We start from the raw sequence: 20,495 nt of genomic DNA, 5'->3' as shown, positions 1-20,495 counted from the left end.
CGACCCCGGCCCACCCTCAACCTCGAAACCCCAGCCAACCGGCTGAACCAGCTGCTACAAGCGGCATAACCACCCAGCGTTGCTTCCACCAGTTGACTTTGCCCGGAATTTGGGGTCATTAGCTGCCAGTTCGCGCAGGGTACGCGGGGTGAAGAACCTGCTAGTTCTTGCGGGCGTAGCCTTCCCACTTGCTGGCCTGGTGCTCACCATCAACGAAGCGGATGGTGCCGGACTTTGAACGCATCACGATGGACTGCGTCAGGACCTTGTCCTTGGAGTAGCGAACGCCCCGGAGGAGGTCGCCGTCGGTGATGCCGGTGGCCGCGAAGTAGCAGTTGTCGCTGGACACGAGGTCGTTGGTGGACAGCACGCGGTCCAGGTCGTGGCCAGCGTCGATGGCCTTCTGCTTCTCGTCGTCGCTCGTGGGCCACAGGCGGCCCTGGATGACGCCGCCGAGTGACTTGATGGCGCAGGCAGCAACGATGCCTTCCGGCGTGCCGCCGATACCCATGAGGGCGTCGACTCCTGTGCCGGAGCGGGCTGCGGCGATTGCCCCGGCGACGTCACCGTCCATGATGAACTTGGTGCGCGCACCGGCTTCGCGGATCTCTTCGACCAGGGGGCGATGGCGGTCGCGGTCAAGGATCATGACGTTGAGCTGGTTGACCTTCACGCCCTTTGCCTTGGCGATCAGGTGCAGGTTCTGCTTGACCGGCAGGCGGAGGTCCACCATGTCGGCGGCTTCCGGCCCCGTGACGAGCTTTTCCATGTAGAACACCGCGGACGGATCGAACATGGAGCCGCGCTCAGCCACGGCGAGGACTGCCAGCGCGTTGTTGATGCCGAGGGCGGCCAGGCGGGTGCCGTCGATCGGGTCCACGGCAACGTCGCACTCAGGACCGGTGCCGTCGCCAACGTGTTCGCCGTTGAACAGCATGGGGGCTTCGTCTTTTTCGCCTTCGCCGATGACCACAACGCCGTTGAAGTGGACCGTGTGAAGGAAGGAGCGCATGGCGTCAACGGCCGCGCCGTCCGCCTTGTTCTTGTCGCCGAAACCAACCCAGTGGCCGCCGGCGATGGCCGCGGCCTCGGTGACGCGGACAAGCTCAAGGGCGAGGTTGCGGTCTGGCTCGTCGATGCCCACGGCCAGGGAGGGGGAAATCGTAGAGTACTGCTGGGTCATAGGCGCTGGTGACACGTGAACCTCTTCTTCGAGTGGCGATCATTGGACCCGCGCGGCCGGATTCAGCCGGTGCGGTGATTCCTCTGGTACTGATCATAGTCGTGGCGGCGCCGTCGGGGCGTGGCATGACGCAGTCCTGCAACATGGGCCCGGAATCCCCCGCCCTCCCCCGACTGTGAGTTGCGCGTAAACATGGGCGACTATAGAGGGGTGAGTGAAAAGCAGGAAAAGACCAGCCCCGGGCCCGACCCCTCCGAATCCGGAGCAAACGGCGACGGCGCCGGCACTGCCGAAACAGCCCCCGTCCGCCCAGTAATCCCGGCCGCCGCGGCGAAGCGCGCCAATGCCTCCGTGATCGGCATGATCGTTGCCCTGGTGGTCAGCATCGCCGCCTTCCTGCCCATCATCCTGATGAACCCCCTCCCCAAGAGCGACGGATTCCGCCCGAACATCGACGTCGGCGCAGTGGCCCGGAACGCCACGGATGTGGCGGGATTCACACCCGTAACACCGGACACCGGCAAGTCGTTCACGTCCAACTACGCCCGATGGGAGTCGGGCAGCGGCAGCGGCGTTCCCACTTGGGAAGTTGGCTACCTGACACCGAACGAGTCCTTCATCAGCCTGGTCCAGACCCGCCAGTCCAACCCCACCTGGCTCGTCCAGCAGACCAAGAGCGCTCCCGTGACGGGAACGCGTGCGGCGGGCGGACAGGACTGGGAGCTGCGTGACACCGGCAAAGGCGAGAAGAGCATGGTGCTGACTTACCGCGGAACCACCGTTGTCCTGACGGGAAGCGCTCAGCTGGACGAATTCGCCGAACTCGCCACCGCCGTCGTACAGTCCATGGACGCCAACCCGGCCGTCACAGTTTCACCGTCAGCCAGCACCGCCCCGTAAAGTAAGCCCGTGGCTACCTACCTGACCCCTGCCCTTGCCTGGCGCCGCATGCGCGAAGGCAACGAACGCTTTGTTGCCGGCGAATCGTCGCACCCGAACCAGGACGCGTCCCGCCGGTCGTCGCTGGTGGAAAACCAGCACCCGTTTGCCGTGATCTTCGGCTGCTCGGACTCCCGGCTCGCCGCGGAGATTATCTTCGACCTCGGCCTGGGGGACGCCTTTGTGGTGCGCACCGCCGGCCAGGTGATTGACGACGCCGTCCTGGGCTCCCTCGAGTACAGCATCAGTGTGCTGGGGGTGCCGCTGATCGTGGTGCTGGGACATGACAGCTGCGGCGCCGTCAGTGCCACCAAGTCCGCAGTGGACACCGGCAACATGCCGGTGGGCTTTATGCGGGACCTGGTGGAACGCATCACGCCTTCTGTCTTGACGTCCATGCGGAACGGCGAGCACGAGATCAACGACATGGTGGTGGAGCACGTGAAGCAGACGTCCAAGCGCCTGGTGGACAGCTCCCGTGTGATTTCGGCCGCAATCGAGGACGGCCGCGCCGCGGTGATCGGCCTCTCGTACAGCCTCGCCGAGGGCCACGCCAACGTGGTTTCCGGGATCGGCGAGGTCTAGGCCCAGCCCGAATCAGTGCCCGTAGCATGCGGTTCACGGTTTTAGTCCGGGCCCCCGATCGCCCTAAGCTAGCCCCATGACTTCCACTGAAGAATTCCGCATTGAACACGACACGATGGGCGAAGTCCGCGTCCCCGTGAACGCCCTGTACCGTGCACAGACGCAGCGTGCAGTTGAAAACTTCCCCATCTCCGGCAAGACCCTGGAACGCGCGCACATCGAGGCGCTGGCCCGGGTCAAGAAGGCTGCCGCGCAGGCCAACGCAGAACTTGGGGTGCTCGACGGCGAGCTGGCCAAGGCGATCGCTGCGGCTGCCGATGAGGTAGCTGCCGGCAAGTACGACGGCGACTTCCCCATCGACGTCTTCCAGACCGGTTCCGGCACGTCCTCGAACATGAACATGAACGAGGTCCTCGCCGAGCTGGCCACGCGTGCCCTCAAAGCCGCCGGGAGTGACAAAGTTGTCCACCCGAACGACCACGTCAACGCCTCACAGTCCTCCAACGACGTCTTCCCCACCTCGGTCCACGTCGCCGCCACCTCGGCCCTGATCAACGACCTCATCCCGGCGTTCGTCTACCTGGCCGAGTCGCTGGAACGCAAGGCCGTGGAGTTCAAGGACGTCGTCAAGTCCGGCCGCACCCACCTCATGGACGCCACCCCGGTGACGCTCGGCCAGGAGTTCGGCGGCTACGCAGCCCAGGTCCGCTACGGCATCGAGCGCATCAACGCCGCCCTCCCCCGTGTTGCCGAAGTTCCGCTCGGCGGCACCGCGGTGGGCACCGGCATCAACACCCCTGCCGGCTTCCCGGAACGTGTCATCGAACTGCTCGCCACGGACACCGGCCTGCCGCTGACCGAGGCCCGCGACCACTTCGAGGCCCAGGCCAACCGCGACGGCCTCATCGAAGGCTCAAGCCAGCTGCGCAACATCGCGATCTCCTTCATGAAGATCAACAATGACCTCCGCTGGATGGGCTCCGGCCCCAACACCGGCCTCGGCGAAATCGCCATCCCGGACCTGCAGCCGGGCTCCTCGATCATGCCGGGCAAGGTCAACCCGGTCATCTGCGAGGCATCCATCATGGTCTGCGCCCAGGTCATCGGCAACGACACCGCCATCGCCTGGTCCGGCACCAACGGCGCCTTCGAGCTCAATGTCGGCATCCCCGTGATGGCCGCCAACCTGCTCGAGTCGATCCGCCTGCTGGCCAACACCAGCCGCGTCATGGCGGACAAGATGATCGACGGCATCACCGCCAACGTGGAGCGCGCCCGCTTCCTGGCCGAGGCCTCCCCCTCGATCGTGACTCCGCTGAACAAGTACATCGGCTACGAGAACGCGGCCAAAATCGCCAAGAAGGCAGTGGCCGAGGGCCTCACCATCCGTGAGACCGTCGTCGCCATGGGCTTCCTGGAGCGCGGCGAGGTCACCGAAGAGCAGCTGGACACCGCGCTGGACGTTATGTCCATGACGCGCCCGCCGCACAAGGCATAGGTCCCCACCGCCTCCCTTGCTTCGCTCCGCTCAGCCAGGGAACCCTCCCCGCTACCTCCCCAATCTCGCAAGCTCGATAGGGGCCCCTCGGTAGCGTGGGCCCAGACGGCGGTGGCCCCTTTACGAACGACGGCGGCCGGCACCTTCCCCACGGAAGGCGCCGGCCGCCGTCGTGCGTGGCGCTTGCCTTTTTTGCACTCTCAGTGGTCTAGTGCAAAACTTTACTTTGTGGAAAATAGTGCAAACATCGACGGCGGCCTCCGGGAACGCAAGCGCCAGCAGACGCGCCAGGCTGTCACTGCCGCCGCGCGCTCGTTGACCGCGGCCAAAGGGCTCAACGGCTTCACGGTCGAGGAAGTCTGCGAAGAGGCGGGCATCTCCCGCCGGACGTTCTTCAACTACTTCCCCACCAAGGAAGACGCCATCCTCGGCCATCACGACGACGAGCACCCCGGCGAACTCATGGCCGGCTTCCTGGCCGGCGGCGGCGAACCGGGAACCATCTCCGAATCCCTCCTGGCCGACCTCATCCAGCTCACCCAGGACATCTGGGCGGCGAAAGTGGACTCCGAGTCCGCCACCAATGTCCGCCAGCTCATCGCCGCGATCAAAAAAGAGCCGCAGCTGGTGGCAAAGATCGTCGGCATCAGCGCCGAACGCGAGGCCGCATCCCGCCAGCTCATCGCCCAACGTGAAGGCGTCCCCGCCGATCACCCGGTAGTGGTCATGGCCGTCACCGCGATCACCGCCGTAGCCCACCACGCGCACGGAACATACTTCTCGGCGTCGAACACCCGCAGTTTCCCGGAGCTGCTCCTCGAAGACGCCCGGGCCCTCAAGACCCTGTTCGCGCAGAACCTCCCCACCACCTCCAAAGGATCATCATGACCACCACCGTCGGTCCCAAAGCGGCAGCCGGCCCGCTGCTGCTGACCCAGAAACGCATCTGGATCATCTTCTCGGCGCGCCTGCGGACCGGGGCCGCAAGTGTCCTCTCGCGCTAAGCGGGCAGGAGCATGGCGGCAGTGGCGCCGGCGAGCATAAACGGGCCGAACGGGATGGAAGACTTCAAGGTGCCGCGGCGGGCCGCCAGCAGGGCCATGGACCAGAGGCCTCCCAGCAGGAAAGCTGCGAAGGTCCCGGCAAAAACGTGCCCCCAGCCGAGATAGCCAAGGTACATCCCCAGGACGCCGGCCAGCTTCACGTCGCCAAAGCCCATGCCGGGCGGGTAAACCATCCGCAGGACAAAATAGAAGGCCCACAGAACCGCTCCCCCCGCCAGGATGCGCAGCGCCGGGATCCCCAGGAGCTCGGCGGCACCGTCGGGTGACCCCACGAGCGCGGCAGGACCGGCGATCGCGTGCACCAAGGCCGCCGCGAGCAACAGGACCCCCGCCACACCGTAGGACGGGAGGACAATCCGGTTGGGCAGCAGATGGTGGCGCACGTCAATCACCGTCAGCCGGGCCGCCATAACAATAAAGTAGGCACATGCGGCCAGCACCAGCCAGAACGCCAGCGGGGTGGCATCCCACAGTCCATCGAGTCGTCGGATCACCCCTCGGATGCTACTGGATTCGCGCGCCGCACCGCAGAGCCCACGCGTAAACTGTGGATATGTCGACATGGGACACCAGGCGCCGGCCGGATCCGGAGGGCATCGCCGACGCTGCGGACCTGAGCACCATGTTCCGGAACCTTTGCCGTTCTTCCCCCTGGAAGTGGCAGTCCCTGCGCTTTGAATACTGGGATGAACCGTTCACCGACGTACCGGACCCGTCCGCTCCCCTGGTCCGCGCCTGGCTGCGCCGGCCCGGGGCGCTGCGCCTGGAAACCGCCGACCGGCTTGTCCTCCACAGCACCACCGGCATCAACGATTCCAAGGACGGGTTGTACGTCAGCGCCACCCGGAAGTCCTGGCTGCTGCCGCCCCACCTGGTGGCGCCCGTTTACGACGACGGCGGCCTGGTCAGGCGCCGGCCGGAGGCAGCATACGGCGAGCCGGGCTTCGGGAACGGCCGCTTCTCGGCTGCCCTTGATCCCGTGGAACTCGCCGGGAGCGCCCCTGTCCCCATCGAGTTCCCGGGCACCAACGCCGTGGACGTCGACGCCGTGCGCCGGGTCGAACACGAGGGCCGGCCGGCGCTGGAGGCAACCGTGACGCCTACCGCGTCCTACCGGCCCGCGGATCCTGCCGCTCCGCTCTGCCTACCCGGCAGCAACCGGGTGCGGATCGACGTGGAAACCGGCGTCTGCGTGGCCAGCCAGTCACTCGAAGCGGCAACCCCGGATTATGGGCATTGGATCCGGATCCTCGCGGTGGACGAATACATGCTGGACGACCTGTTCGTGGCGGAGTCCATGAACCTTACGGACGTCCGCCGTCACATCGCATGGGACATCCGCACCTGAGCGCGGGTCCTGCTCCCGCCATCACCGGCGTTTGACAGACTCCCGTGGCCCGTCCTGGGCTAGGCTTCCCTGATGACCGCGCTGACTTCCATCTGGCCCCTCGTCGGCCTCGAGTTGACCACACCCCGACTGGTGCTGCGTCCCATCGCCGACGCCGACATTCCCGCCGCAGTTGCAGCGGCCGCCAGCGGAGTCCACGAACCCGGCCGGAGCCCCTTCAGCACTCCGTGGACGGAACTGCCGGCGGAGTCCTTAGGGCACAACATGGCGCAGTGGTACTGGCGTTGCCGCGGCCAGGCCACACCCGAGGACTGGACCCTGCTCCTTGGCATCTGGTACCAGGACGAATTCATCGGCTGCCAGGACATCGGTGCCAAGGACTTTGCCACCCTCAAGACCGTCAGCACCGGCTCCTGGCTCAAGCAGTCCCTCCACGGCCAAGGGCTCGGCACGGAGATGCGGGCCGCCGTCGCGCTTTACGCGTTCGACTGGCTCGGCGCCGAAGTGGCCGAATCCGAAGCCGCCGCCTGGAACGCCGCCTCCCTGGGCGTGTCCCGCTCCCTCGGCTACGAACTCAACGGCACCAACAGGCAATCCTGGGGCGGCAAGGCCGTCGAAGTCCAAAAAGTGCGCCTCACGCCCGCAACCTTCAAACGCCCCGACTGGACCCTCCAAGTGAAGGGCCACGAAGCGGCAGCCAAGTTCCTCGGCGTCGGCTGAGGGTGGTTGGGTCCGCCAGGTAGAGGTCCTTCGCCGTCGCTTAGACACGACGCATAGGGGCTCCGCCGGTCGCTAAGCGACCTCTGGGCCCGATGCGCCGCGATGCGCTCCTACGCGAAGAACCCCCACCTGACGTGTGCGCCGGTCACCGCCGTTCAAGGAGGGCCGCGGGCCTTCTCGTAGGAGCGCATCGCCGACCAAAGCGGCGCGAAGGTCGCCCAGCGACCGTAGCAAAGCGGCGGGAGGTGTCTAAGCGACGGAGAAGGGCCGTGGCCCGACGAACGGAACCACGGCCCCTCACCTAACGGAACGCAGGTCTAGATTTCGGCGCCTTCGAGGAGCTCTGTTACCAGGGCTGCGATCGGTGACCTTTCGGAACGGGTCAAGGTGATGTGGCCGAAGAGGGGGTGTCCTTTCAGGGTTTCGACGACGGCGGCGATACCGTCGTGCCGACCGACGCGCAGGTTGTCACGCTGGGCGACGTCGTGGGTGAGGACGATCTTGGAGTTCTGGCCGATGCGGCTCATCACGGTGAGGAGGACGTTCTTCTCGAGCGACTGGGCCTCGTCGACGATCACGAAGGCGTCGTGAAGGGAACGGCCGCGGATGTGGGTCAGCGGCATGACCTCGAGCATGCCTCGGTCCATAACTTCCTCCACGACTTCCTGGCTGACCAGGGCGCCGAGCGTATCAAAGACCGCCTGGGCCCAGGGGTTCATCTTTTCCGACTCGGAGCCGGGCAGGTAGCCAAGTTCCTGTCCACCCACGGCGTAGAGCGGACGGAAGACGATCACCTTGCGGTGCTCGCGGCGTTCCAGCACGGCTTCCAGACCGGCACACAGGGCCAGCGCGGATTTGCCGGTGCCGGCCCGTCCGCCAACCGAAACGATTCCGACGGCGGGGTCCATCAGCATGTCGATTGCGAGCCGCTGTTCCGCCGATCGTCCGTGGAGCCCGAATACGTCCCGGTCCCCCTTGACCAGCCGCACCTGCTTGTCAGCGCCCACCCGGCCCAGGGCTGAGCCCCGGTTGGAGAGGATCACCAGCCCGGTGTTGACCGGCATTTCCGCGGCCGCGGGAATGAAGACCGGCTCGTGGCCGTACAGGGTGGAAATTTCTTCCTCGCTGGCTTCCACCTCCGCGACGCCGGTCCAGCCCGAATCCTTCACGAGCTCGTTGCGGTATTCGTCGGCAGTAAGTCCCATGGCGGAGGCCTTGACCCGCATGGGGAGATCCTTCGACACCACGGTGACGTTCCGGCCTTCATTGGCCAGGTTCTTGGCCACAGCCAGGATGCGGCTGTCGTTGTCTCCGCTGCGGAAACCCAAGGGGAGCACGTCGGCGGAAATGTGGTTCAGCTCCACCAGGAGGGTGCCGCCCTCGTTTCCGATGGGGATGGGTTTGCTCAAGCCACCGTGTTTCACCCGGAGATCATCGAGCAGCCGGAGCGCCTTGCGGGCAAAATAGCCCAGTTCGGGGTCGTGCCGTTTCCCCTCAAGTTCCGTGATGACAACAATCGGAACAATGACTTCGTGCTCGGCGAAGCGCAGCAGCGCCCGTGGATCCGAGAGCAGGACGGAGGTGTCAATGACGAACGTGCTAATGGTGGCGTCCCTTCCGGAGACAGCAAAACCGGCCGCAGATGTTTCGTCTGCTGCACCGGTTTGTGAGGTGGCTCGCGTGGCGCGAGAGGTAGCTTTCTGTCCCTGGTCAAAAACGGCTTCGGGCAGTTGTTCAGAATTAGCCACATCGACTCCAGCCCCGGGCACGCCCGGAATTGTTATTGGTGAGGCGGCTCGGCCTGGAGGCCGGGTCCGGCCTCCCATACAACCGGTGCGAAATTCGCTCCATGTACTGGCCTCCCCGATCAGCCGGCGTATTTGCCTGCTGATGGATATAACGTAAATCCCTGCCCAGTAATTTCCGGTGCCATCCGTCGGCGATTCCTGTTACCGGCTTGTGAATTCCGGATGAACGGACCGGCCGGATCAGGTCCCGAAGCGCCGCTGCCTGCCGGCGTAGTCCCGAAGGGCGCGGAGGAAGTCCACTTTTCGGAAGGCGGGCCACAAGGCCTCGCAAAAGTAGAACTCGCTGTACGCGCTCTGCCACATCAGGAACCCGGACAGCCGCTGCTCCCCGGAGGTTCTGATCACCAGGTCCGGATCCGGCTGGCCGCGAGTGTAGAGGAAACGGGAAATATCGTCCACGGACAGGGTGTCAGCGAGCACCGAAATGTCAGAGCCCTTGGCGACGGCGTCGTGAAGCAGCTCCCGCACGGCGTCAACGATTTCGCGGCGTCCGCCGTAGCCCACCGCAACGTTGACGTGGATCTTTTCGCGTACCGGAGTGCGGGCAGTGAGCTTGTTGAGCCGTTCCGCCAGGTAGTCGGGCAAGAGCTCGGGGGCGCCCATGGCGTTGACCGAGATGTTGGCGTCATCGTCCAGGCGGTCCAGGGTGTTGGCAATGATCCCCATCAGAAGGTCCAGCTCCTCGCTGGACCGGCTCATGTTGTCCGTGGACAGCATGTAGAGCGTGACCACCTTGACCCCAAGCTCCTGGCACCATCCGAGGAATTCATGGATCTTGTCCGCGCCGGCCTGGTGGCCCTGGCTGGTGGGTGCGTTGAACTGTTTGGCCCAGCGGCGGTTGCCATCCACCATCACGCCGATGTGATTGGGAATGCGGCCGCCGGCCAACTCGCTGAGCAGCCGCCTCTCGTAGAAGCCATAAAGGAACCCGCGCAATTCCACGAGGAGACTCACCTGACTTCCGTTGCTGTTCGACGGCATTGCACATCCTAGGCTACCGTCCGGGACCGGGACCGGCGTGACGGGACGTTCCCGGATGACCTGCCATGATTGTTACCCATGAGTAACTTATCCAAAGAGAGGATATTCTGAAGCCATGAACAGCCAGACTCCTGACGGCCCCCGCGCGCCCTCGGCGGACCACGGCCACAGCCCCTTGAACGACGCCGCCGTCCGGCTGGCCGAGCTCCTGATGATCAAGCCCAAGTGGCGCGGCTGGATCCACACCGTCACGGCTCCGCTGGCCCTGGCAGCGGGCCTCGTCCTCGTGGTCCTCGCCCCCACTACGGACCGCAAGATCACCTCGGCCATCTACGCTGCCACCGGCGTCCTGCTTTTTGGCATCAGTGCCATCTACCACCGCGGCAACTGGTCTCCGGGCGTGAAGATTGTCCTCAAGCGTCTGGACCACACCAACATCATGCTGGTCATCGCCGGCAGCTATACTCCCCTGGCCTGGTCGCTGCTGGAACAGCCCAAGGCGGTCCTGCTGCTCTGGGTCATCTGGTCCGGGGCCATTCTGGGCGTGCTGTTCCGGCTGCTGTGGACGGACGCGCCGCGCTGGCTGTACGTGCCCATCTACATCGCCCTGGGCTGCGGGTCGCTGTTCTACCTGCCTGAGTTCTTCGCGGCCAGCGTCCCCGCCGCCGTCCTCATCTGTGTGGGCGGCGTACTGTACATCACCGGCGCCGTGTTCTACGCGCTGAAGAAACCCAACTTCAGCTACGAACACTTTGGCTTCCACGAACTGTTCCATGCCCTGACGGTTCTGGCCTTCGCAGCACATTTCACGGCGATCGCCATCGCAGTCCTCAGCTGAACTGTCGAGGCCGGTAGGAACGCGGGGGTCCGGCCCGCTTCAGTCGCGGGGCTGGGGCCGGTCGGCGGCCTGGCCGCGACCGTTGTCTTCGAGGCCTGCCTTGTCGCCGGACGCATCCGTGTCGCCGGCAACACCGAGGCCGTCGTGGCCGTCCGCAGCTTCAATGTCCGCGGCCTCGGCCGCTGCCTGGCGTTCCTCTTCCACCTGCGCCCGGTAGCGGACGCGGCGGATGCGGCGGACCATATCCACAATCAGCAGCGTGGTGGCCAGCACAAAGAAAGCCGTCATGATAAAGCCCCACAGGCCCGGGGTGATCTGGTCCTCGGAGATGCCCTCACGCAGGCCGGGCGTCGGCAGCGGTGAGGGCGTGGTGGTCAGGGCGAGGAGCAAGTGGTGCACGGTTCAAACCTTCTGTGGAAACTGATGGGCAGCCAGCCGGGGATTCCGGAGGCGGGTCCGCGGGATCCGGACCAGCCCACTGCTTTTCTACACGGCATAGAATATGCTGCCGCTCTATCTTAGCCCGGCGAAAAGGTCCTTTTCGGGCAATTCCGCGGGGACCCTGGACTCGATCAGGGAGTAGTCTTCCCACGGCCACACGCGGCGCTGCATCTCGGCCGACACGGCAAAGAAGAAGCCCAGCGGATCAACCTGCGTCCGGTGCGCGCGGAGTGCGTCGTCGCGGGCCTCAAAAAAGTCCCCGCAGTCGATCTGCGTGGTGGTGGCATGGGCACCCTGTGGCGGGGTGTGGCCTTCCGCGTCCGTTTCCAGCCACGCGGCCAGCCGCTGGGCGTACGGGGACTGCAGGCCTGCTTCCTCGAGGGCAAAATGCAGTGCGCGGAACCGGTCCGGGCTGAAGGCCCTGTCGTAATAGAGCTTGCTGGGTTCCCAGGCCGCTCCGGCGTCGGGATACCTGCTGGGGTTACCCGCAGCCGCAAATGCCTCCACTGCCACCCGGTGCGCCATGATGTGGTCCGGGTGCGGGTATCCCCCGTTTTCGTCATAGCTGACGATCACCTGCGGCTTGAAGTCCCGAACCAGCCGCACCAGCGGCGCCGCGGCGCGCTCCAGCGGCTGGACGGCGAAGGATCCGGCAGGCAGCGGCGGCAGCGGATCGCCCTCGGGCAGCCCGGAGTCCGTGAATCCCAACCAGCGCTGCTGGATGCCCAATACCTTGGCCGCCTGGTCCATTTCCAGCCGGCGCGCCCCGGCCATGTCCCGCTTGGGATGCGGCTCGGCTTCCACGGCAGGGTTCTGGATGTCTCCGCGGGATCCGTCGGTGCAGGTGGCCACCATGACTTCCACTCCGGCGGCGGCGTACATGGCCATGGTCGCGGCACCCTTGCTTGACTCGTCGTCCGGGTGAGCATGCACGGCTAGCAGCCTCAGCGTTGCCGGGGTATTGGTGGACGCTGTCATCGAGGACGGCTCCTTATTCTTCTGCGGCTGCTGTGACGGCCATTGGACTGAGGACTTGCATGACTGGACGGACGGGACAGCTGTGCCGGGGGTGCTGATCCGGCCCGGACGGCCACGGCCTGGAACCGAACTAAACTGGACTGGTGACTACCCAGGATCAGCCCGCCGCGTCCCCGCCTGCAGACACTAGCCTAGCCAATCGTTATGGCAGTAAAAAGCAGCCCCTCCCGCGTGCGGTCAAACGTGGCATTGCCGTAGCGGCGCTGGCGGCCGGAGTGGGGTTTATGGCCTGGGTCTCCACGTCCTCAGCCGGCTCTGACGTGACGTTCAAGGACATCGGTTTCAGCACCACCGATGCCACGGCGACCGAGGTTGATTTCCAGGTCACCCGGGAACCAGGGACGGCCGTCAAGTGCGCCGTCAAGGCCCTCGACTCCAAGTTCGCCGTGGTGGGCTGGAAAGTAGTGGACATCCCGCCCGGGAAAGCTGACGGAACGGCCGACGGCGGCAGGACAGTTTCGCAGCGCGTGACACTCCGGACGGAGTCCTTGTCAGTTTCCGGCGTGGTGGACGACTGCTGGATTCCGAGTGCCGGGACGTAGCGCCGTGTGATCTATGCCCCATCCCGGGTTGGGTATGTCCAGAGTTTTGACTACAATGGGTCAATACCTTTACCCCGCTGAGCTGGTTGCTGAGTTCCATACGTGGCCACCGTTGCGGGGTCTTTTGCATGTACGACCATTAGGAGAAGTCCGTGTCTACCACCAACAGCGCGCCTGCAGCCTGGCTCACCCAGGAAGCTTTTGACCGCCTGAAGGCAGAGCTGGACCACCTTTCCGGCCCTGGCCGTGCGGAGATCGTCCAGAAGATTGAAGCTGCCCGGCAAGAGGGCGACCTAAAGGAAAACGGCGGCTACCATGCAGCCAAAGAAGAGCAGGGCAAGATCGAAGCCCGGATCCGCCAGCTGACGGCCCTTCTGCGCGATGCCCACGTAGGCGAGTCCCCCGCTGACGACGGCATTGTGGAGCCCGGCATGCTCGTTGTTGCCCGGATCGCAGGCGACGAAGAGACATTCCTGCTGGGGTCCCGCGAAATCGCCGGCGATTCAGACCTGGACGTGTTCAGTGAGAAGTCACCCCTCGGCGCCGCAATCGTCGGCCACAAAGAGGGCGCGAAGCTCAGCTACACGGCTCCGAACGGCAAGGACATCACGGTGGAGATCCTCTCCGCCAAGCCTTACGCAGGCTGACGCTTCACACTGATCGTTTCAGGCTAACCAAGCCTGGCCAACGCCGGTCCCCGTCAGGGGGCCGGCGTTCTTGTGTGCTTGGGGCGCAGCAACAGGGCAGCGGCAACTCCGCCTGCCGCGCCGCCGAGGTGCGCCTGCCAGGAGATGTAGCTGCCCATGATGGGCAGCACCCCCAGCAGGATGCCTCCGTAGACCATAAACAGCACCACGGCGAGCAGGATCTGGCGCCAGCTGTGGTTGAAGAAACCCCGTACCAGGAGGAAGGCGAACAATCCGAAAACCAGGCCGGAGGCGCCAACGGTAATGCCGCCGTCGCCAATCAGCCACACTGTCAGTCCGGAGCCCAGCCAGCTGAACCCGAGGGCCGTCAGGAACACCCTCACGCCGGAGAGGAACACCAGGAAGCCGAAGACGACCAGGGGCAGGGCATTGGACAGCAGGTGGTTCAGATTGGCGTGCAGCAGCGGGAACGTCAGGATGTCCAGAAGCCCGTCCGCGGACCGGGGGCGGAGCCCGAAAGTCCGGTTCAGGGCATGCAGGGTCAGCATGTTGAACAGTTCGATCACAAAGAGCACGGCCACAAAGCCGCCGGCCACCAACAGTCCGCCCTTCGCCCGCGAGGCTGTGGTTTCCCGGTTCCGCGGCTTTCCGTCCCCCATCGCGTCAAGCATGGCTGCTCCTAATGCACCACAATGGGCTGGAAACCCTCGGCACGAAGGGCGCCGAGGACCTGCTCACAATGTTCGTGGCCCTTGGTTTCGAGGTTCACGGTGATGGAAACGTCGCCCATGCTGATGGAGCCGCCAACACGCGTGTGATCCAGGCCCGTGACGTTCGCATCGTTTTCGGCGATGATGCGGGCGATGGTGGCCAGCGAGCCCGGCCGGTCATCCAGCATCATCCGGACTGTCATGTAGCGCCCGGCGGCGGACAGGCCCCGCTGGATGACTTTAAGCATCAGCATCGGATCGATATTGCCGCCGGACAGGATCACGGCCGTGGTCCCGGGGTTTTCGATTTTGCCGTCCATCAAGGCCGCAACTCCAACCGCCCCGGCGGGTTCCACCACCATCTTGGCCCGCTCCAGCAGGAAGATCAGGGCCCGCGCCAGGGAATCCTCGCTGACCGTGACAACATCATCCACCAGCTCGCGGATGATGCTGAAGGGCAGCTGTCCGGGCCGCCCCACCGCAATGCCGTCAGCCATGGTGGACACTTTCTTCAGCGGAACCAGTGCGTCGGCGGCGAGTGACGGCGGATAAGCCGCAGCATTTTCGGCCTGGACACCGATGATGCGGATTTCCCGGCCAAGTTCCCTGGCCCGGGCCTTGACGGCGACAGCAACTCCGGCCAGCAGCCCGCCGCCGCCCACACCCATCAGGATGGTGTCCACATTGGGGATCTGCTCGAGAATCTCCAGGCCGATGGTTCCCTGGCCGGACACCACATCAACATTGTCGAAAGGGTGCACAAAGACCATGCCGGACTCATCGGCGTAGCGCTGCGCCTCGGCGAGGGCCTCATCCACGTTGTGGCCGTGGAGGATCACCTCCGCACCGTGGCTGCGCGTGGCCGCCAGTTTCGGGAGGGCTACGCCCAGCGGCATGTAGATGCGGGCCTTGATGCCCAGGCTTTTGGCGGCTACGGCCACGCCCTGTGCGTGGTTTCCGGCTGACGCGGCCACAACACCGCGTTTTTTGTCCTCAGCCGAGAGCTTGGCCATGCGGACATAGGCACCGCGGACCTTGAACGATCCGGCCCGCTGCAGGTTTTCGCACTTGAAGAAGACGTCGCCGCCAACCATCCCGCCCAGGGCCCGTGACGATTCCACCGGGGTCCGCATAATAATCCCCTCGAGCAGCTTCTGCGCCTCCAGGACATCGTCCAGCGTGACGGGAAGGGTTTCAAGGGTGTTCACGGACTTATGCTCCTTGGGTGGATACGGCTCCGGCGCCTTGGCTCATGTTTCAGGCCTGGGCGTCCGGATTGGCTGCTTCTGTGCTGGCTGCGGCGTCCTTGCCGCGCTTGGGCTTGAAGCCCGGCAACCGGACGTCCCTGATGGAGTCATCATGGTCCGGACCTGGCGTCACCGGCCCTCCGGGGGTTGCCAGCACCTGTTCATGCTCCCACGTTCTGGCCGCGATGTAGCGAATTGCGGAGTTTGCTACGGCGAGGATGGGGACTGAGAACAGCGCGCCGGGGATGCCCGCAAGGTACGAACCCGCCGCCACAGAGAGGATGACCGCCACCGGGTGCAGGGCCACGGCCTTGCCCATCACGAGGGGTTGCAGGATGTGGCTCTCCAGCTGCTGGACCAGCAGGACGATAGCCAGCATGATCAGGGCGTTGACCGGCCCGTTGGCCACCAGGGCCAGGAGCACGGCGATGGCCCCGGTCACCAGGGCACCGACTACGGGGATAAAGGAACCGATGAACACAAGCACGCTCAGGGGCAGGGCAAGCGGCACCCCGATGATGGCCGCGCCGGCGCCGATGCCTACCGCGTCAACAAACGCAACAAACATCTGGATCCGTGCGTAGCTGACCATCGAAGCCCAGCCCTTGCGTCCGGCACCGAACGTTGCCGCACGCGCTTTCTTCGGGAGGAGGCGGACCAGGAAGGCCCAGATCCTGTCGCCTTCGAGCAGGAAGAAGATCAGGATGAACAGGGCCAGCACCATTCCCGCGGCGAAGTGGCCTGCGGTGCTGCCGAAGGACAACGCACCGCTGAGGATGCTGCTGCTGTTGTTCTGGAGTGCGGCGGATGCTTCCTTGAGGTACTGGTCGATCTGGTCGGCGGTGAGGTGCAGGGGTCCTTCGGCCAGCCAGTCCTGGACCTGCCTCACGCCCGTCAGCGCCTGGGACCACAGTTCCCCGAATCCTGCGGCCAGCTGGCGACCCACCAGGGCAAGGGCGCCAGCAATCACGCCGATGAACCCCAGCACCGTGATGGCCACCGCGGCGCCGTTCGGAAGGCGCCTGCTCCGCAGCCAGCGCACCACCGGGCTCAGCAGTCCGGCCAGGAGCGCGGCCACCATAACGGGGATAATCAGGAAGCTGATCCGGCTGAGCAGCCAAATCAGGGCGCCGGCCATCAACAGGATGAGACCAAGCCGCCAGGCCCACGACGCAGCGATCCGGATACCGTAGGGAATGTCCTTCTCAAGCTCCCGGTCCGCCCGCACCCGGGCCGGACGGACGGGTTCCACAGGCCGGACCGTGTCCGGTACCGTGCCTGTGGGCGTTGAATCGGGTGGTGTGGCGTCCTCGGCTGGCGTCATAGCCTAATACTTCCTCAGCACAGGCCCTTATGCGAAACGGCTACCCGGCCCCGCCCAGGACAGCATCAATCCCCCAGGTCATCGTGAACGATTCTCCTGCCGGGAGCCAGCGCAGCCCGTCACCCGAGTTGAAGGCGTTGGCTGGACCGGTCATGGGTTCGATGGCCACCGCCCTGGGCCTGCCGGGCAGCTCACTTGTCACAAAGATGTGGACGTAGCCGCAGGATTCGTCCTGCCACAACGTGACACTGCGGCCGTCAGGTGCGCTGAGCACATGGCGGGCCGCACCGCCGTCGAACGTCAGGTCAGTGAGGGCGACATCGATCTCAAGGTCCCCCACCGTTTGGCCGCTGCGGAAGTCACTGTCCCCGCTGACGGGCTCCGAGCTCCGCGGAATCAGGCGCTGGTCCGCCACCAGTCGGGTGCCGGCGGCGACGGTCAGGGTCAGGTGGTCCACGTCCGCGTCGCCCAGCCGCAGGTAAGGGTGGGCGCCCAGGACGAACGGCGCTGACGTGTTGGAATCGTTGATCAGCGTCTGGCGGACTTCCAGGCCAAGGTCCTCACCGAGAAGGTACTGGACACGGTGCCGCACCAGGAAGGGGTAGCCATGCTGCGGGAAGACCGTCGCCTCGAGGGTCACGGAATATTGCTCTTCATCAACCAAGCTGTAGGCGGAGTTGCGGAGCAGTCCATGGCTGGCGTTGTTCCGTGAAACCTCCGTGATGTCCAGTTGCTGCTTCTTACCGTCCAGGTACCAGAGCCCGTCCTCCACCCTGTTTGCCCAGGGGGCGAGGGTGATCCCGGCGGCGCCGGGGGAAATCTCGGCGTCCCCATAGGTCTCGGTTAGCTGGACACCGGCGCGGCTGTAGAGCCGCAGGCCGGCCGCCAACTCAGTCACAACGGCCAACGCGTCACCCCTGCGGAGTTCGTACTGCCGGCCGGTGGCGTAGGTCTGGAATCCGACGGGAATGCTCGCGTCCGGGGTTGCACTCGAAGTCATGAGCACCACCGTAACAGTGGGCAAGGACAGCCTGCCATCACCGCGAAATGTTCTCTTTTGTGTGAAACTATTCATTTTTGAGCGAAATATGGGATGATCGAGGCAACGGACGCCCGGCACCTCCGGCACCAGCACGCAAAGGACCCCGCCATGACAGGTATCACCACCACCACGCTCGCCGATGGCCGGGAGCTGATTTATTTCGACGACGGCGCCACTGCCCAGCCCCGCACGGCGGCCACCACCACCGATCACCGGCCCTTGCCCGAGCGCGGCGAGCCTGGCGAAGTACGCTTCGATGCCCTCACCGACGAATGGGTGGCCGTCGCGGCGCACCGGCAGTCCCGCACCCACCTCCCGCCTGCCGACCAGTGCCCCATCTGCCCCACCACACTGAACAACCCCTCCGAGATCCCAGCACCCGACTACGACGTTGTGGTGTTTGAAAACCGCTTCCCGTCGCTGGGCCCGGCTGTGGGCCCAGTGCCGTCCACTCCGGCCTGGGGCACCACCGGACCCGCGTACGGACGCTGCGAAGTAGTGGCGTTCACTCCCGAGCACACGGGATCGTTCAGTGGCCTGGGTGAGGCCCGCGCCCGGACTGTAGTTGAGGCGTGGGCGCACCGCACCGAAGTCCTCAGCAAACTGCCGGGGATCAAGCAGGTGTTCCCGTTCGAAAACCGCGGGGCCGACATCGGCGTCACCCTCCACCACCCGCATGGCCAGATCTATGCGTACCCCTACGTCACGCCCCGGGCAGGGGTCATCGGAGCGGCCGCACGCAAGTTCTATGATGGGTCCGACGGGCGGCAGACGCTCACGGGCTCGCTTCTGCGGGCGGAACGCGAGGACGGGAGCCGAATGGTGATGGAGGGCGAGAATTTCAGCGCCTACGTGCCGTTCGCTGCCCGCTGGCCGCTGGAAATCCACCTGGTGCCGCACCGGCAGGTACCCGACCTGGCCGCCTTGAGCGGTGAGGAAAAGGATGAACTGGCCCATGTCTACCTTGACCTGCTCAAACGGCTCGATGCCCTGTATCCGACGCCGACGCCCTACATTTCCGCCTGGCACCAGGCCCCTCTTGACGACCTCCTGCGCCCCGCCAGCTACCTGCACCTCCAGCTGACGTCGCCCCGCCGGGCAGCGGACAAGCTCAAGTTCCTGGCCGGCTCCGAAGCCGCCATGGGCGCCTTTATCAATGACACCACCCCGGAAAGCGTGGCGGAGCGGCTCCGTGCCGTGGTGGTTCCGGAGTCCAGCCCCGTCCCTGCAGCAACCGTCCCTGCTGCTCTGGGGGCCCTGCCTGAAGGAGTACACGCGTGAGCGCCTCCCCTGACGCGTCGACTGCCCGGACCCCTCTGACCAACCCGGCGGAACCGGGCACTGAGGACCTGGATACAGCGCAGCCCGGCACGGCGGACCTGGCCGCCCGCTTTGGGCAGGAGTTCGGCAGGCTTCCCGACGGCGTCTGGCAGGCACCGGGACGCGTTAACCTCATCGGCGAGCACACCGACTACAACGAGGGTTTTGTGCTCCCGTTCGCGATCGATCGGACCGCCCGGGTGGCTGTTGCAGTCCGTCCGGACTCCATGGTCAGGCTCCTCTCCACTTATGGTGACCACGGCATGGTCACCGCTGACCTCGGCTCTTTGGACGCGGCTTCCGCCAAGGGCTGGACGAAGTATCCGCTCGGTGTGATGTGGGCGTTGCAGCAGCAGGGCATCACCGTTCCGGGGGTGGACCTGCTGCTGGATTCCAACGTCCCCCTGGGCGCCGGCCTGTCCTCATCGCACGCCATCGAATGCGCGGTCATCTCAGCCCTGAATGATCTGACGGGAGCGGGGCTTGAACCCGAGGAGATGGTCCTCGCCACCCAGCGCGCAGAGAACGACTTTGTCGGCGCCCCCACGGGCATCATGGACCAGTCAGCGTCGTTGCGCGGATCCAAGGGGCACGCAGTCTTCCTGGACTGCCGCGACCAGAGCGTTCAGCTGGTTCCCTTCGAAACAGAACCTGCAGGGCTGGTGATGCTGGTGATCGATACCAACGTCTCCCACTCCCATGCCGACGGCGGGTACGCTTCCCGTCGCGCGTCCTGCGAACTGGGCGCCGAGGTCCTGGGCGTCAAGGCACTGCGTGACGTCCGGATGGAGGACCTGGAAGAAGCCGCCGGCCTCCTGGACGAGGTCACCTACCGGCGCGTGCGCCATATCGTGACCGAAAACAACCGCGTGCTGCAGACCGTGGAGCTGCTGGCCAGTGCGGGCCCCATTTCCATCGGCGCGCTGCTGGACGCCAGTCACATTTCCATGCGGGACGACTTTGAAATCTCCTGCCCGGAGCTGGATCTGGCGGTGGCCACCTCCCGCGCCAACGGCGCAATCGGCGCCCGGATGACCGGCGGTGGCTTCGGCGGGGCCGCCATCGCGCTCACCCCGGTGACGTCGGAGCAGCAGGTGCGGGCCGCCGTCGTGCGTGCCTTCGAAGAAGCCGGCTACAGGGCCCCTGACATCTTCACGGTGACCCCTGCAGAGGGAGCCATGCGCATTTCGTAGCGCTGATACCGCAAAAAGAGGGCCCCG

The 20,495-nt window shown here is 65.4% G+C and carries 21 protein-coding genes; 11 read left to right on the top strand and 10 right to left on the bottom strand.

The window, feature by feature from the left end; translation table 11 throughout:
* Positions 1-160 precede the first annotated feature (160 nt).
* Complete coding sequence (gene glpX / locus ACX80M_RS07385; protein ID WP_252566698.1) at positions 161-1,183, bottom strand: class II fructose-bisphosphatase; 1,023 nt, start codon at positions 1,181-1,183, stop codon at positions 161-163.
* A 192-nt stretch (positions 1,184-1,375) separates the two neighbouring features.
* Between glpX and ACX80M_RS07380 the strand changes: the two genes are divergently transcribed.
* The 4 genes from ACX80M_RS07380 (at position 1,376) to ACX80M_RS07365 (ending at position 5,093) form a co-directional block, all read left to right on the top strand.
* Positions 1,376-2,083, top strand: a complete 708-nt coding sequence (locus ACX80M_RS07380; protein WP_459309326.1) for a DUF4245 domain-containing protein — start codon at positions 1,376-1,378, stop codon at positions 2,081-2,083.
* Positions 2,084-2,092: 9 nt separating this feature from the next.
* Complete coding sequence (locus ACX80M_RS07375) at positions 2,093-2,707, top strand: carbonic anhydrase (protein WP_104060993.1); 615 nt, start codon at positions 2,093-2,095, stop codon at positions 2,705-2,707.
* Positions 2,708-2,783: 76 nt separating this feature from the next.
* Positions 2,784-4,205: a class II fumarate hydratase gene (locus tag ACX80M_RS07370; RefSeq protein ID WP_252602357.1), complete on the top strand. Its 1,422-nt coding sequence runs from the start codon at positions 2,784-2,786 to the stop codon at positions 4,203-4,205.
* Positions 4,206-4,433: 228 nt separating this feature from the next.
* Complete coding sequence (locus tag ACX80M_RS07365; RefSeq protein ID WP_252607812.1) at positions 4,434-5,093, top strand: TetR/AcrR family transcriptional regulator; 660 nt, start codon at positions 4,434-4,436, stop codon at positions 5,091-5,093.
* 112 nt (positions 5,094-5,205) lie between these two features.
* Here ACX80M_RS07365 and ACX80M_RS07360 read toward each other — a convergent pair whose 3' ends face one another.
* The gene (locus ACX80M_RS07360; protein ID WP_459309325.1) at positions 5,206-5,763 is read right to left on the bottom strand and encodes a prepilin peptidase; all 558 of its coding nucleotides are present in this window, start codon (positions 5,761-5,763) and stop codon (positions 5,206-5,208) included.
* 59 nt (positions 5,764-5,822) lie between these two features.
* Between ACX80M_RS07360 and ACX80M_RS07355 the strand changes: the two genes are divergently transcribed.
* Together ACX80M_RS07355 and ACX80M_RS07350 are read left to right on the top strand one after the other, a co-directional pair.
* The gene (locus ACX80M_RS07355; protein WP_252614990.1) at positions 5,823-6,617 is read left to right on the top strand and encodes a hypothetical protein; all 795 of its coding nucleotides are present in this window, start codon (positions 5,823-5,825) and stop codon (positions 6,615-6,617) included.
* A 72-nt stretch (positions 6,618-6,689) separates the two neighbouring features.
* Positions 6,690-7,337: a GNAT family N-acetyltransferase gene (locus ACX80M_RS07350; protein WP_252607811.1), complete on the top strand. Its 648-nt coding sequence runs from the start codon at positions 6,690-6,692 to the stop codon at positions 7,335-7,337.
* Between the two features lie 317 nt (positions 7,338-7,654).
* Here ACX80M_RS07350 and ACX80M_RS07345 read toward each other — a convergent pair whose 3' ends face one another.
* The gene (locus ACX80M_RS07345) at positions 7,655-9,085 is read right to left on the bottom strand and encodes a PhoH family protein (RefSeq protein ID WP_252602367.1); all 1,431 of its coding nucleotides are present in this window, start codon (positions 9,083-9,085) and stop codon (positions 7,655-7,657) included.
* Positions 9,086-9,325: 240 nt separating this feature from the next.
* Positions 9,326-10,087 carry an isoprenyl transferase gene (locus ACX80M_RS07340; protein ID WP_252602442.1) on the bottom strand — a complete coding sequence of 254 codons (762 nt, stop codon included), beginning with the start codon at positions 10,085-10,087 and terminating at the stop codon, positions 9,326-9,328.
* A 154-nt stretch (positions 10,088-10,241) separates the two neighbouring features.
* Between ACX80M_RS07340 and trhA the strand changes: the two genes are divergently transcribed.
* Positions 10,242-10,964, top strand: coding sequence for a PAQR family membrane homeostasis protein TrhA (gene trhA, locus ACX80M_RS07335; RefSeq protein WP_240484314.1), 723 nt, complete (start codon positions 10,242-10,244; stop codon positions 10,962-10,964).
* A 39-nt stretch (positions 10,965-11,003) separates the two neighbouring features.
* On the opposite strand, the gene ACX80M_RS07330 is transcribed toward trhA, so the two are convergent.
* Positions 11,004-11,363 carry a hypothetical protein gene (locus tag ACX80M_RS07330; protein WP_252607810.1) on the bottom strand — a complete coding sequence of 120 codons (360 nt, stop codon included), beginning with the start codon at positions 11,361-11,363 and terminating at the stop codon, positions 11,004-11,006.
* A gap of 114 nt (positions 11,364-11,477) precedes the next feature.
* Positions 11,478-12,383, bottom strand: a complete 906-nt coding sequence (gene mca / locus ACX80M_RS07325) for a mycothiol conjugate amidase Mca (protein ID WP_459309324.1) — start codon at positions 12,381-12,383, stop codon at positions 11,478-11,480.
* Positions 12,384-12,526: 143 nt separating this feature from the next.
* Here mca and ACX80M_RS07320 point away from each other — a divergent pair, with 143 nt between their 5' ends.
* Both ACX80M_RS07320 and greA read left to right on the top strand, forming a co-directional pair.
* Positions 12,527-12,985 (top strand): DUF4307 domain-containing protein, encoded by a 459-nt coding sequence (locus ACX80M_RS07320; protein WP_252602373.1) that lies wholly within the window; start codon positions 12,527-12,529, stop codon positions 12,983-12,985.
* A gap of 152 nt (positions 12,986-13,137) precedes the next feature.
* Positions 13,138-13,632, top strand: a complete 495-nt coding sequence (gene greA, locus ACX80M_RS07315) for a transcription elongation factor GreA (RefSeq protein ID WP_056343498.1) — start codon at positions 13,138-13,140, stop codon at positions 13,630-13,632.
* Between the two features lie 53 nt (positions 13,633-13,685).
* Here greA and ACX80M_RS07310 read toward each other — a convergent pair whose 3' ends face one another.
* Genes ACX80M_RS07310 through ACX80M_RS07295 form a run of 4 tightly spaced genes read right to left on the bottom strand, consistent with a single transcriptional unit; the run spans position 13,686 to position 17,913 of the window.
* Positions 13,686-14,303 (bottom strand): rhomboid family intramembrane serine protease, encoded by a 618-nt coding sequence (locus ACX80M_RS07310; protein WP_252602375.1) that lies wholly within the window; start codon positions 14,301-14,303, stop codon positions 13,686-13,688.
* A gap of 8 nt (positions 14,304-14,311) precedes the next feature.
* Entirely contained in the window at positions 14,312-15,550 is a 1,239-nt protein-coding gene (gene ilvA / locus ACX80M_RS07305; protein ID WP_104060985.1) for a threonine ammonia-lyase, read from the bottom strand.
* A gap of 49 nt (positions 15,551-15,599) precedes the next feature.
* Positions 15,600-16,913, bottom strand: a complete 1,314-nt coding sequence (locus ACX80M_RS07300; protein ID WP_252602378.1) for an AI-2E family transporter — start codon at positions 16,911-16,913, stop codon at positions 15,600-15,602.
* A 40-nt stretch (positions 16,914-16,953) separates the two neighbouring features.
* On the bottom strand, positions 16,954-17,913 hold the full coding sequence (locus tag ACX80M_RS07295) for an aldose 1-epimerase family protein (protein ID WP_252607808.1): 960 nt from the start codon (positions 17,911-17,913) through the stop codon (positions 16,954-16,956).
* 150 nt (positions 17,914-18,063) lie between these two features.
* On the opposite strand from ACX80M_RS07295, the gene galT reads away from it, so the two are divergent.
* Complete coding sequence (galT, locus tag ACX80M_RS07290; protein WP_252602384.1) at positions 18,064-19,236, top strand: galactose-1-phosphate uridylyltransferase; 1,173 nt, start codon at positions 18,064-18,066, stop codon at positions 19,234-19,236.
* A gap of 68 nt (positions 19,237-19,304) precedes the next feature.
* A complete protein-coding gene (gene galK, locus ACX80M_RS07285; protein ID WP_252615000.1) occupies positions 19,305-20,468 on the top strand; it encodes a galactokinase in 1,164 nt (387 codons plus the stop codon).
* The last annotated feature ends 27 nt before the right edge of the window (positions 20,469-20,495 follow it).

This window comes from Pseudarthrobacter sp. MDT1-22 (assembly GCF_054511035.1).
This window is presented reverse-complemented; position numbering and strand designations above follow the sequence as displayed.

Excerpts from the sequence above, each read along its gene's own strand:
- glpX (WP_252566698.1), bottom strand. The coding sequence starts at position 1,183 with ATGACCCAGCAGTACTCTACGATTTCCCCCTCCCTGGCCGTGGGCATC.
- ACX80M_RS07380 (WP_459309326.1), top strand. The coding sequence starts at position 1,376 with ATGGGCGACTATAGAGGGGTGAGTGAAAAGCAGGAAAAGACCAGCCCC.
- ACX80M_RS07370 (WP_252602357.1), top strand. The coding sequence starts at position 2,784 with ATGACTTCCACTGAAGAATTCCGCATTGAACACGACACGATGGGCGAA.
- ACX80M_RS07355 (WP_252614990.1), top strand. The coding sequence starts at position 5,823 with ATGTCGACATGGGACACCAGGCGCCGGCCGGATCCGGAGGGCATCGCC.
- ACX80M_RS07350 (WP_252607811.1), top strand. The coding sequence starts at position 6,690 with ATGACCGCGCTGACTTCCATCTGGCCCCTCGTCGGCCTCGAGTTGACC.
- trhA (WP_240484314.1), top strand. The coding sequence starts at position 10,242 with ATGAACAGCCAGACTCCTGACGGCCCCCGCGCGCCCTCGGCGGACCAC.
- mca (WP_459309324.1), bottom strand. The coding sequence starts at position 12,383 with ATGACAGCGTCCACCAATACCCCGGCAACGCTGAGGCTGCTAGCCGTG.
- ACX80M_RS07310 (WP_252602375.1), bottom strand. The coding sequence starts at position 14,303 with ATGCTTGACGCGATGGGGGACGGAAAGCCGCGGAACCGGGAAACCACA.
- ACX80M_RS07300 (WP_252602378.1), bottom strand. The coding sequence starts at position 16,913 with ATGACGCCAGCCGAGGACGCCACACCACCCGATTCAACGCCCACAGGC.
- ACX80M_RS07295 (WP_252607808.1), bottom strand. The coding sequence starts at position 17,913 with ATGACTTCGAGTGCAACCCCGGACGCGAGCATTCCCGTCGGATTCCAG.
- galT (WP_252602384.1), top strand. The coding sequence starts at position 18,064 with ATGACAGGTATCACCACCACCACGCTCGCCGATGGCCGGGAGCTGATT.